The organism is Kitasatospora herbaricolor (assembly GCF_030813695.1).
Taxonomy (GTDB): domain Bacteria; phylum Actinomycetota; class Actinomycetes; order Streptomycetales; family Streptomycetaceae; genus Kitasatospora; species Kitasatospora herbaricolor.
The window spans coordinates 8,035,523-8,047,428 of the sequence record NZ_JAUSVA010000002.1; the positions used below are offsets into that span (position 1 = coordinate 8,035,523).

The following is an 11,906-nucleotide window of genomic DNA, read 5'->3' on the forward strand; positions in this document are numbered from 1 at the left end:
GGGCTGGGGGCGGGTGGGTACGACGACGCCCCTCCGCCGTACGGGGGGTGGAGGGGCGTCGACGGGGGCGGGACAGGGGGATGGGTGGCCGGCTCGGCGGCGCCGGCTCAGGGGCGCCGGCTCAGGGGGTGATGGTGCGGAGCCACTGCTGGTTGGTGCCGGTGCCGCAGGTCCACTGCTCCAGGGCGGTGCCGTTCGCGGTGGACTGGTTGGTGACGTCCAGGCACTTGCCGCTGTGCCGGGCGATCAGCCGGACGTAGCTGGTGCCGGTGACCTTCTGGACCTGCCACTGCTGGGAGGTCTGGCCGTTGCAGGTGTTCTGCACGGCGAGCGCCCCGTCCGCGGTGGAGGCGCCGCTCATGTCCAGGCAGAGGCCGCTGTGCCGGGCCATGATCTGCACGTAGCCGGTGCCGAGGTTCTTCAGCCAGAAGTTCTGGTTGGCACCGTTGCCGCAACCCCACTGCAGTACCTGGGCGTTCGGGCTGTAGGAGTAGTTGCCCACGTCGGCGCAACGGCCGCTCTGGCGGCCCGTCAGGCTCTCCCAGGTGGCCTTCATCGGGGTGATGACACCGGTGGCGGCGTTCACGTTGATCTGCGGCGAGGCACCCATGGTCATGGTGGTGTCGGTGGGGAAGGACAGCGGCAGCCAGACGTACTTGGAGTCGTTGACCGTCCCGCCGAAGGAGCCGCCCCAGCGGTCGCCCATGTACAGGTAGCTGGTGGCTCCGGTGCCCTGGACGGGCAGCACGTACGCGGTCTGGGTGCCGTAGGTGACGCCGTCGCCGATGTCCGTCAGGCCGCTCCAGGTACCGGTGATGCTGGTGGCGGTGCCGTACCGCTGCTGGTTGGGGTCCCAGTTGCTGGTGGTGGAGCTGAGCAGGAAGTACACGCCGTTGCGCTTGAACATCGCCGGCGCCTCGCGGGACTGGCCCGCCCAGAGGTTCTGCACCTGGGACTCGATCGCGGTGTAGTCGGCGGTGAGCCGGTAGATGTGCAGGTCCCGGTTCTCGTTGGCGGCGGAGATCATGTAGCCGGTGCCGTCGTCGTCCACGAAGGTGGTGATGTCGCGGGACATCTCGCCCAGCGGGCGGAAGCTGCCCTTGTAGCTGTAGTCGCCGTCGACCGTGCCGGAGACGGCCACCGCGGCCCGGGCCTGCCCGTAGTCCGAGCCGTTCTCCTTGTGCATCCACATCACGAACTGGTGCGTCGCGGCGTTGTACATGACCTTGGGCCGCTCGATGATGGCGTAGCCCAGCTCCGGGTCCGCCGCCTGGGTCAGGGCGTGGTTGCGGAACTCCCAGCTCTTCAGGTCCTTGGACCGGTAGACCGAGACGTAGCGGAAGGTGTTGTCGGCGTTCCGGTCCTCGCCGAACCAGTAGTAGTACTGGCCGACCTTGATGACACCGCCGCCGTGGGCCTGGACCGGGTTGCCGGCGGTGTCGCTGAACTGGGTGCCGTTGGTGATCGTCACCGTGGCCGCCTGGGCGGTGCCCACTCCCTGCAGGAGCGGAAGGACCAGCGCCAGCAGGGCGCTGAACAGGATCGTTCGCAATCTCGGCACGTTCTCATACCTTCGTTCTCCGGTGCATGAGCCGGACGAGCTCCTGGGCCGTGGCATCGCAAACATGACAGGGCGGGGGAACTGCTCCGCGGCGTGGGGGAGTGCCGCCCGGACCGCTGTCTCCCGGCCGGGGGACTGGGTGGGGCGTGCTCCATGCATGCAACGTGGGTGGGGGTGGGGGCGCTGCTCAAGTCGGGGGCGTGGGGCGGACCTTCTGGTACGGCGTCAGGGAGGCCGGCCACCCTGACGGGGAGGCCGTGCATGCCGGACCGGTCAGGTCCGGGCCCGCTTCCTGGTAGTCCCCGGTCGTCCCCCGCCCGTTGGGGCGGGGGACGACCGGGGACATCGACCCCTGCTGCGCCGGCACGGCCGTCCCGCCATGTTGGCGCAAACAAGTGGTCGACCGAGAGTCTCGAAGCGCGCCCTCGCTATGTCAAGGGATTCGTCAAACTTGGACAAAGTCCGGCATCGCTACCCGTGGGTGTGCGCGAGGAGTGACCGAGGGGGTGCAAGAGGTCACGAATTGCGGGCCGCCCGGCGGCCGGAAGGTTACGTCGGGATATCGACGCCGTTGCGGGGCTTGACGTCGAGGCTGGCGAGCGAGTGTCATTGTGGAATCGGGTTTGAATATGTTCGCTTCTGGTGATTCACCCGACCGGTCGCAGGCCCCCAGCACCGTCGGAGCACACCATGTCCTTCTCTTCCGGTCCGTTCGTCCCGCGAGCGGAGCGTCATCTGCCCCTCGACGGCCCGCCCTTTACCGGCCCGCCCCTCGACGGCCCGCCCCTCACCGGCGCGGCCCACCGCGGCGCGGTCAGGACCGGCGTCGTACACCGCGATCAGCCGGTCCGACGGGCCAGCCCCGACGGCTGCTCGCCGTGGATCGTCACCCTGCGCACCCGGCACAGCGACGGCCGGTCCGGCACCCACAGCTTCGTCGAATGGGCGCTGACCTCGCCCCAGGCGATCGCCTCCGCGGTGCGCCGGGCAGCGACCCCGGTCGCGCGCCGGCGCCGGCGTGACGCGGTGGTCGAGGTGGACGCCACTGCGGTCGCCGAGTTCTGGCCGGACGTCCGCTCGTCCACCCACCCCGGCGGACCGTACGCCCTGCCCGGTGAGGTCCCCCATCCCCGTCCGGCCGCTGTCGGCGGGGCGGCGCGGGACCACGGTGATCCCCGCCGGTACTGGGCGGGCGGTGCGAACGTGTACGCCCTCTCCGCGCGGGCCGGTGCCTGGGCGGAGCCCGGGAGCCCGGGGGAGAAGGGGGCACCCGCGGAGCCGGGTGCCGCGCGGGGCGGGCGTGACGTGCGGGACGGCGCCGGGCCGGTCGCGCACTGCTGAACGCCGTGCCGAGGCAGGTGAACGCCGTCCCGGGTCATGTCTGCATGCCGCCCTCGGGCCGTGACGCCCCCGCGACGCCGCCGCGCCGAGCGGTGGATCCCCGCACCGGACGGACCGGCCCCCGCCGGGCACCACCTGCCGACGGGGGCCGGCCCCTGCCTGCCGCTCCGGTCTAGCGGCCGTCGAAGAGGTGGGCCAGCCGGGTCGGGGTGAGGCGGATCTCGTCGAACTCGACCTCGCAGCCCTCGCCGACCGGCGACTGGACCTCGACGCCGACCCGGGGCCCGTCCCCGCCGGCCAGGGCGAACTGGCGGACCAGGCGCCAGGCGGAGCCGTCGTCCGAGACGTGGAAGGCGAAGGCCTCGTCGATCCGGCTGATCCGCAGCCACAGCGCGTCGCCCGCCACCGCCCCCGCCACCGCGTCGTCCGACCGACCGCGGGTGACGACGGAGAAGACGCTCGGCACCCCGTCCGGCGACTGCTCGAAGTTGAGCTTCGCCCAGTGCTCCTCGCCGGCCACCACGATGAGGGCGCCCGCGTCCCACGATGCCTTGAACCCCACCCGGACCCGCGCCGAGAACTGCCAGTCACCGTCCGGCGGGCTGACCAGCGCCATGGCGGCGTTGCGCTTCACCTCGCCGCTCATCGGGTCGGTGAAGATGTCGGTCCTGGCGTCGGCCCGGACCGACAGGACGCCGTCGGCCAGCTGCCAGGAGGCCGGGGCCGGGGCCCACCGGGAGAAGAGGGAGGAAACGTCATCGAAGCTCATGCCGTCAATTATCGACAGGAGCGGCGGCTTTCCTCCAGGAAATCATCGAACAATCCAACACGGGGCGTCAGATTCGATCGCGACGCTGCCCAGCCGGGCGCTTCCCGCCGTCCCGCCGTCCCGCCTGCTCGCCCACGTTCGTCCGTTCGTCCGCTCGCCTGCTCGTCCGCCCGTCTCCCGTCGGCCCCGGGCGCCGCCGCTGCCGCCTTCAGGGAGTGACGATCGGGAAGTCGGGATCGAACTCGTCCAGGAGTCCCCCGTAGGTCTCGAGTACGCTCGGGTCGCCGTCGAGGGTGATCGCCCCGTCGCGGGCCAGCCGGTCGGCCGTGGCGGGGTGGAGCAGGACACCGGCGAGGGCCGGTCTGGGGCCGGACACCGTCAGCAGGGTCTCCGGGGACGCCCCGCGGCGGGCGTTGAGCACGCCGCGGCGCACCCACATCGTCCAGGTCTCGTCGAGGTCGGTGAAGCGGAAGTCGACCCGCAGGTCGGCGTCGGCGGCCTTGTCGCCGACGAGGTGGACGGCCGCGAAGTCGAAGAGGATGTCGATCGGCATCGCCAGGACGGTGTCGGAGCTGGCGGTGGCGAAGGTGGCCGGCTGGACGCCCTCGCGCAGCTCCTTCGCGGCCGTCAGGTAGATGCCGCGCCACTGCGGGCCCTCGGCCTGGTAGCCCAGTTGCTCGTAGGCGTCGGCCTGGAGCTGCCGGGCGGCCTCGTTGCCGGGCTCGGCGAAGACCAGGGTGTGCAGGATCTGCGCGGTCCAGCGGTAGTCGCCCGCCTCGAAGGCACGCCGCCCCTCGGCGAGGATCCGGTCGGCGCCGATCAGGCCGACGAAGCGGCGGGCCGTCTCCACCGGCGGGTACGGGTGCAGGGAGACCGGGTCGCCGTCCCACATGCCCAGCTCCTTGGTGAACACCGCCCGGACGTCGTGGTGCAGGGTGCCGTGGTACCCGCGGTTGAACCACTTTCGGCCCAGCGCCTCGGGCAGCTCGATCTCCTCGGCGGCCTCCAGCGGGGTCCAGCCCTTGTTGGCCAGCCGCAGCGCCTGGTCGTGGATGTACTTGTAGGTGTCGCGCTGGGACTCCAGCAGGGTGACGACGCCCTCGTTGCCCCAGACCGGCCAGGTGTGCGGGCCGTAGTGCACCTGAGCCTGGTCGCCCCACCGTTCGAGCGTCTCGTCCAGGTACCGGGCGAAGTTGCGGGCGTCGCGGGTGCGGGCGCCGCGCAGGGTCTGGATGTTGTGCAGCGAGTGGTTGGCGTTCTCCGCGCAGGTGAGCGCGGCCAGCTCCGGGATCCAGATGTGCATCTCCTCCGGTGCCTCGGTGTCGGGGGCGTAGAGGAATTCGAAGGTCAGACCGGCCAGGTCACGGGTGGTGCCGGTCCGGGTGATGGAGTCGGTGGGGGAGATGTAGGAGATGGTCACGCCCGGGACGGAGGCGATGCCGATGCCGCAGCTGACGCACCCGGAGGCGTTCAGGTCGAGCAGGCTGCCGAAGGCGTAGGCGGCGCGGCGCGACATGGCGTTGCCGACGATGACGTTCTCGCCGAGCGCGTGCTTGTCGAAGGACGCCCGGGTTCCCGGTGCGATGATCGGGACCTTCCCGGACGCCACGTCGGCGGGGTCGACCACGCCCTTCACCCCGCCGTAGTGGTCGATGTGGGTATGGGTGTAGATCACGGCGGAGACCGGCTTGTCGCTGACGTGCTCCCGGATCATGCCCATCGCCTGCCGGGCGGACTCGACGGCGGCCATGCAGTCGACGACGACCAGCCCGTCCTCGCCCTCCACCACCGTCAGGTTGGCGATGTCGTTGTTGCGCACCTGGTAGAGGCCGTCCACCACCTTGTACAGGCCGCCCTTGCGGATCAGTTGCGACTGCCGCCACAGGCTGGGGTTGACGGTGTCCGGCGCCGGGGCGTCCTCGGCCAGGTAGTCGAAGCGGGCCGCGTCGAAGATGACCCGCCCGTCCGCGCCGTACAGCCGGTCCGGGAAGGGGGCGATCAGGCCCCGGTCGGCGTCGGCGAAGTCCTGCCGGTCCGCCATGTCGTACCTGGCGACCGCCGCCCTGTTCGTGGCGGCCGTGGTGGGGGTGGCGTCCTTCGGCGTGTAGGTCACGACGACCTCTCCTGTTCCGTCGCCACGGCCCCGGTCGCTGATCCCGGCCCCCGGTGGCGCTGGGCGGTTTGCGAACCCTCCCGGGTCCGCGCCCCACGCTGTCCCGACCGTTCGGGGGCGGCAAGACGGGTAGGCCGTTCGAGTGAACCGAACGGGTGAGGGGCCGCTGCCTCCGTCTGCCCCTCGCGGCCCGGTCGGTGCCCACGGAGGATCCCGTCGCTCCATCTCGGTTCCGGGGACGGTCGCATCTCGGTTCCGGGAGCTGTGGCCACGCGCACATCCGGGTCGGGCCCGGGCGGCTGGAAATCGCCCGGCGGGCAAGGGAGTTCGGCTGGTGGCGCGGTAGCTCCCGAGATCGGTGCCGCCCACCGTCGGGCCGATCCGGACCCCGGTGTGACGGATCGGCGATCTTCGCTCCAGTGCACCAGATATGACGATGCGTCAGACGCCTCCCGATGGTCGGTTCGCGATGCTTGCCCGCGATGCGCCCGGTCGGCAGGGGTGTTGGCCTTCGGGATGCGCGCCTTTCGGCCAAGTCGCCAGGGGGCGGATGACATGGCCGCGCAAACATGGAACGCTTCCGCTTGCCCGGACACGGTCAACAATTGTGCGTGTCCGTGCAGTTGATGCAGCGTCACCGAGCTCTCCCGCTCCACCCGGACGGCGCGCAGCCGCCCGTCCGGGACTGCACCGGCCGAAGTCGCAGTCGGCCGTCCCCCTGAGGAGTTCCGTTGAGGCGTTCCCCCCACAAGGCTGTCACCGCGAGGGCGCTGACAGCCGCGGCCGCGATGGTCGCCATCACCTTGCCGGCCGGTGTCGCCACCGCCGACAGCATCCCTGGGCACGGGCCCGCGGCCCAGGGTGCCACCGCCAGTACCGCCAGTACCGCCCCCGCGCCCAGGGCGGGAGCCCTCGCGGTGGCGCTGAGCCCCGGCGAGCGGTCGGCGCTGCTGGCCGACGCGCAGAGCCGGCGCGCCACCACCGCCAAGGCCCTGGGCCTCGGGGCACAGGAGGACCTGCAGGCGAAATCCGTGCTGAAGGACGCGGACGGCACCCTGCACACCCGCTACGACCGCACCTTCGCCGGGCTGCCCGTCCTCGGCGGCGACCTGGTCGTCCACACGGCCCCGGACGGTACGCCCAAGGGCGTCGACAAGGCCACCCGGGAGACCATCGCGGTCGCCTCCACCACCGGGGCGGTGACCGCCGACTCCGCCGAGGAGTTCGCGGTGGGCCGCGCCAGGTCAGGGGGCGGGAAGGACGCGAAGGCGGACTCGGTCCGCAAGGTCGTGTGGGCCGCGTCGGGTACCCCGGTGCTGGCCTGGGAGAGCGTCGTCGGCGGTCAGCAGCACGACGGCACCCCCTCCGAGCTGCACGTCATCACCGACGCGGGGACCGGCGCCGAGCTGTTCGAGTTCCAGGACGTCAAGAACGGCGTCGGGAACAGCCAGTACTCCGGCCAGGTCACCATCGGCACGGCCGGGTCCGGCGGTTCGTACAGCATGACCGACAACGCCCGTGGCGGTCACAAGACCTACGACCTGCAGCATGTCGAGACCGACGACGTGCCGGGCACGCTGTTCACCGACCCGGACGACGTGTGGGGCAACGGCACCAACGGCAACGCGCAGACCGCCGGCGTCGACGCGCAGTACGGCGCCCAGCTGACCTGGGACTTCTACAAGAACGTCCTGGGTCGCAACGGCATCGGGAACAACGGCGTCGCCGCCCACAGCCGCGTGCACTACGGCGACTCCTACGTGAACGCGTACTGGTGGGACGGCTGCTTCTGCATGACCTACGGCGACGGCGACGGCAACGTCAACCCGCTCACCTCCATCGACGTGGCCGCCCACGAGATGACGCACGGCGTCACGTCCGCGACCGCCGGCCTGAACTACAGCGGCGAGTCCGGCGGTCTGAACGAGGCCACCTCCGACATCATGGCCACCGCGGTGGAGTTCTGGGCGAACAACGCCGCCGACCCGGGTGACTACCTGATCGGCGAGAAGATCAACATCAACGGCGACGGTACGCCTCTGCGCTACATGGACAAGCCCTCCAAGGACGGCTGGTCCGCGGACTACTGGTCCTCCTCGGTGGGCTCCAGCGACGTCCACTTCTCCTCCGGGGTCGCCAACCACTGGTTCTACCTGGCCTCCGAGGGCAGCGGCGCCAAGCTGGTCAACGGGGTGAACTACAGCTCCCCGACCTACGACGGCCTGCCCGTGAACCCGGTCGGCCGCGACGCCGCGACCAAGATCTGGTACCGGGCGCTCAGCACGTACATGACCTCCAGCACCGACTACGCCGGCGCCCGCACCGCCACCCTGCAGGCCGCCGCCGACCTCTACGGCGCCGGCACCCCGACGTACAGGAACACCGCCAACGCCTGGGCCGCGGTCAACGTCGGCGCCCGGAACACGCAGGGGGTGACCGTGACCAACCCCGGTGACCAGGTCACCAGGACCGGCACGGCGGTGAACCTGCAGACCAAGGCCGTCAGCAGCAACCCCGGCGCCCTGACCTACACCGCCACCGGCCTGCCCGCCGGTCTGACCCTGAACGCCTCCACCGGCAAGATCACCGGCACGCCCACCACCCAGGCCCTGAGCACCGTCACGCTCACCGTGAAGGACACCACCGGTGCCCTCGACGTGGTGTCCTTCCTCTGGACCACCTACACCATGGGCCAGTGCACGGTGTCCCAGCAGTTCGCCAACCCCGGCTTCGAGTCCGGCCCCGTCGCCTGGTCCGCCTCGACCGCCCGGATGATCGACTCCACCAACCCCTACACCCTCCCGCGCAGCGGCTCGTGGAAGGCCTGGCTCAACGGCTACGGTGACCCGCACACCGACACGCTGTCCCAGACGGTGTACATCCCCTGGGGCTGCAGGGCCACCCTCACCTTCTGGGTGCACATCACCACCAGTGAAGGCACCACCACCGTCCCGTACGACAAGCTGACCGTCCAGGCCGGCGACACCGTCCTGGCGACCTACTCCAACCTGAACGCGACCACCGGATACGTCCAGAAGACCGTGGACCTGTCCGCCTACGCCGGCCAGTACGTCAATGTGCGCTTCGTGGGCAAGGAGGACCTCTCGGCCCGGACCACCTTCCTGATCGACGACACCCAGTTCACGGTCGGCAACTGAACCGTCCGCCCCACCCGTTGCGAACGCCTTCCTCGAAGGGTCGGGGCCCGGACGCCTAGGCGTCCGGGCCCCGACCCTTCGGACGAAGCGTCAGAGGTGGTCGCGGGTGCCGTTGTCGTCCCGTTGCACGGCCTGGCCGCCGTCCGCCGTCGACATGTCATGGGCGCCCAGCGGCAGGCCGACGGTGGCGTTGACGGTCCGGAGGCTCGCGGCGCCGGCCCGGCCGTCCGGGTGCCGCCTCCGGGGCCCGCAGTGCCCTCCGGGGGCACCCGGGAGCGCCCGGGAGCCGGCAGGGCAGGGGGTGCGCCGCCGCCCGCCGCCCGACCTGTGAGCGCAAACAGATCATGTGGCTATCCTGGTGCCGAGACGAGGGAGCCGGCAGTGACGGACGGAAATGCCAAGCAGGCGGTGCGCCACGCCGTGATGGCGGACGTGGCCAAGGTGGCAGGGGTGTCGCACCAGACGGTCTCGCGGGTCCTGAACCGCGCCCCCCACGTCCGGCCGGGCACCCGTGACAAGGTCCTGGCGGCCATCCGCGAGCTCGACTACCGGCCCAACCCGGCCGCCCGCGCCCTGGTCACCCGCCGGTCGCAGCTGCTGGGGGTGGTCAGCTTCGGCGGCACGCTCTACGGCCCGGCCCTGATGCTCGACAGCATCGAGCAGGCGGCCCGCGACGCCGGGTACTTCGTCAGCGTCGCCACCCTGCGATCGCTGGACGCCCGCTCGGTCCAGGACGCGGCCGACCGGCTGCGCGACCAGGGCGTCGAGGGGATCGTGGTGATCGCGCCGCAGCTGATGGCGGTGCGGGCGATCTCCACGCTGTCGAGCGCGGTGCCGGTGGTGTCGGTCTGTTCGGCGGCCCGGTCCAGGATGCCGATCGTGGCGGTGGACAACCGGGCGGGAGCGGCCGCGGCCACCCGTCACCTGCTGGACCTCGGGCACCGGACCGTCCAGCACGTCGCCGGCCCGCGGGACTGGCTGGAGAGCGCCTTCAGGAGCGACGGGTGGCGTGGGGAGCTGGAGGCGGCCGGGGCGCCCGTCCCGCAACCGTGGACCGGCGACTGGAGCGCCCGGTCCGGCTACGAGGCCGGACGGCGGATCGCCGAGGACCCGCAGGTCACCGCAGTGTTCTGCGCCAACGACCAGATGGCCCTCGGCCTGCTCCGCGCCATGCACGAGGCCGGTCGCCGGGTGCCCGAGGACGTCAGCGTGGTCGGCTTCGACGACATCCCGGAGGGCGCGTACCTCACGCCGCCGCTGACCACCGTCCGGCAGGGCTTCGCGGAGCTGGGCCGGCGCGCCCTGGCCCTGCTGGTGGCGGAGCTGGACGGTGCGTCGCGTCCGCACACCCAGGTGCTGGTGCCGCCCGAGCTGGTGGTGCGCCGGAGCACCGGCCCGGCTGCTCGTCCCTGAGGCCGCTGCGCGGTTCCGTCGCCGCCCGGGGCAGGTCCGCGGCCGGCTGGTCCCGGTCCGGTGGCCGATCGGGACCGTCGCGGCCTCCCGGCCCGGCCGGGCCGCCGCCGCCCCGACGTGGGCCGTCCACCTGCGAGGTCTTCCCTCGCCTGCCGTCAACTGGCCTCTCCTGACGGCGAGAAGAGCATCGCCGGGCAGGCGGTACGGCGATCATAAAGGTTGAGTAACGCGGCTCCGGGTCTCTTGACCCGCTAATTGTGAGCGTTAACAATCTCCCCATCGACGGAACGACGACGAAACCCGCCGTTCACCCGGACCCGCGCCGGACCTCCGTCGGACACCCACCTCACCTCGGTGCGCGACCCGGTACGGGCCCCGCCGAACCTCCTTCCACCCCGGTCGTCGCAAGCGTGCCGCGCGGACGACCGTGCTCCCCGTCGAGCGGGCCCCGAGCCGATGCCCGACGGTGGCCACCCGAGAGGAAACAACTATGTTCAAGAGAGCTGCGGCGGCCCTGGCGGCCGGCGCGATGGCCGTGGTCCTCAGTGCCTGTTCGAGCGGTGGCGCCGCCGCCGACGGTGCGGCGGGCGGCGGGTCGGACAAGATCACCATCGGGTTCTCCCAGGTGGGCGCCGAGAGCGGCTGGCGCACGGCGAACACCAAGTCGGTACAGGACGCGGCGAAGAAGGCCGGCGTCACCCTGAAGTTCTCCGACGCCCAGCAGAAGCAGGAGAACCAGATCAAGGCGATCCGCTCGTTCATCCAGCAGAAGGTCGACATCATCGCCTTCTCGCCGGTGGTCGAGTCGGGCTGGGACACCGTCCTGAAGGAGGCCAAGGCCGCGAAGATCCCGGTGATCCTCACCGACCGCGCGGTCGACTCCCAGGACGAGTCGCTCTATGTCTCCTTCCTGGGTTCGGACTTCGTCGAGGAGGGCAAGCGGGCCGCCGACTGGCTGGTGAAGGAGTACCAGGGCAAGGCCGATCCGGTGAACATCGTCCAGTTGGAGGGCACCACCGGCTCCGCGCCGGCGAACGACCGCAAGTCCGGCTTCGCCGACGTCATCAAGGGCGACCCGAAGTTCAAGGTCCTCGCCTCGCAGACCGGTGACTTCACCCGGGCCAAGGGCAAGGAGGTCATGCAGGCCTTCCTGAAGTCCCAGCCGAAGATCGACGTCCTCTACGCGCACAACGACGACATGGCGCTCGGCGCGATCCAGGCGATCGAGGAGGCCGGCAAGCAGCCCGGCAAGGACATCAGGATCATCTCGATCGACGGGGTCAAGGACGCCTTCACCGCGATGAGCCAGGGCAAGATCAACGTCGTCGTCGAGTGCAACCCGCTCCTCGGCGACCAGCTGATGGAGCTGGCGAAGAAGGTCAAGAAGGGCGAGAGCGTCGAGCGCCGGATCAAGACCGAGGAGGGTGTCTTCACCCAGGACCAGGCCGCCGCCGCCCTGCCGACCCGCCAGTACTGACCGGCCCCGGGTGGCCTGGGTCCCTGCGCGCGGCGACGCCAGGGGCCCCGGTGCCCACCATGAGAGGAGGACTG

The 11,906-nt window shown here is 71.2% G+C and carries 7 protein-coding genes; 4 read left to right on the forward strand and 3 right to left on the reverse strand.

The window, feature by feature from the left end; translation table 11 throughout:
* Positions 1–121: 121 nt before the first annotated feature.
* Positions 122–1,561, reverse strand: a complete 1,440-nt coding sequence (locus J2S46_RS34920; protein WP_229913402.1) for an RICIN domain-containing protein — start codon at positions 1,559–1,561, stop codon at positions 122–124.
* 690 nt (positions 1,562–2,251) lie between these two features.
* Between J2S46_RS34920 and J2S46_RS34925 the strand changes: the two genes are divergently transcribed.
* The gene (locus J2S46_RS34925; RefSeq protein ID WP_191294530.1) at positions 2,252–2,902 is read left to right on the forward strand and encodes a hypothetical protein; all 651 of its coding nucleotides are present in this window, start codon (positions 2,252–2,254) and stop codon (positions 2,900–2,902) included.
* 172 nt (positions 2,903–3,074) lie between these two features.
* On the opposite strand, the gene J2S46_RS34930 is transcribed toward J2S46_RS34925, so the two are convergent.
* Positions 3,075–3,671 (reverse strand): DUF1349 domain-containing protein, encoded by a 597-nt coding sequence (locus J2S46_RS34930; protein ID WP_191294529.1) that lies wholly within the window; start codon positions 3,669–3,671, stop codon positions 3,075–3,077.
* Between the two features lie 208 nt (positions 3,672–3,879).
* Positions 3,880–5,784: an alkyl/aryl-sulfatase gene (locus J2S46_RS34935; RefSeq protein ID WP_191294528.1), complete on the reverse strand. Its 1,905-nt coding sequence runs from the start codon at positions 5,782–5,784 to the stop codon at positions 3,880–3,882.
* A 731-nt stretch (positions 5,785–6,515) separates the two neighbouring features.
* Here J2S46_RS34935 and J2S46_RS34940 point away from each other — a divergent pair.
* The 3 genes from J2S46_RS34940 to J2S46_RS34950 all read left to right on the forward strand — a co-directional run bounded on the left by J2S46_RS34940 (position 6,516) and on the right by J2S46_RS34950 (position 11,832).
* Positions 6,516–8,942: a M4 family metallopeptidase gene (locus J2S46_RS34940; RefSeq protein ID WP_229913401.1), complete on the forward strand. Its 2,427-nt coding sequence runs from the start codon at positions 6,516–6,518 to the stop codon at positions 8,940–8,942.
* A gap of 423 nt (positions 8,943–9,365) precedes the next feature.
* Positions 9,366–10,355: a LacI family DNA-binding transcriptional regulator gene (locus J2S46_RS34945; protein ID WP_191294535.1), complete on the forward strand. Its 990-nt coding sequence runs from the start codon at positions 9,366–9,368 to the stop codon at positions 10,353–10,355.
* A 490-nt stretch (positions 10,356–10,845) separates the two neighbouring features.
* Positions 10,846–11,832 (forward strand): ABC transporter substrate-binding protein, encoded by a 987-nt coding sequence (locus J2S46_RS34950; RefSeq protein WP_191294527.1) that lies wholly within the window; start codon positions 10,846–10,848, stop codon positions 11,830–11,832.
* Positions 11,833–11,906 lie beyond the last annotated feature (74 nt).

What these genes read in the sequence shown, in the direction of transcription:
- J2S46_RS34930 (WP_191294529.1), bottom strand. Translation starts at nt 3,671, where the DNA reads ATGAGCTTCGATGACGTTTCCTCCCTCTTCTCCCGGTGGGCCCCGGCC.
- J2S46_RS34925 (WP_191294530.1), top strand. Translation starts at nt 2,252, where the DNA reads ATGTCCTTCTCTTCCGGTCCGTTCGTCCCGCGAGCGGAGCGTCATCTG.
- J2S46_RS34950 (WP_191294527.1), top strand. Translation starts at nt 10,846, where the DNA reads ATGTTCAAGAGAGCTGCGGCGGCCCTGGCGGCCGGCGCGATGGCCGTG.
- J2S46_RS34945 (WP_191294535.1), top strand. Translation starts at nt 9,366, where the DNA reads ATGGCGGACGTGGCCAAGGTGGCAGGGGTGTCGCACCAGACGGTCTCG.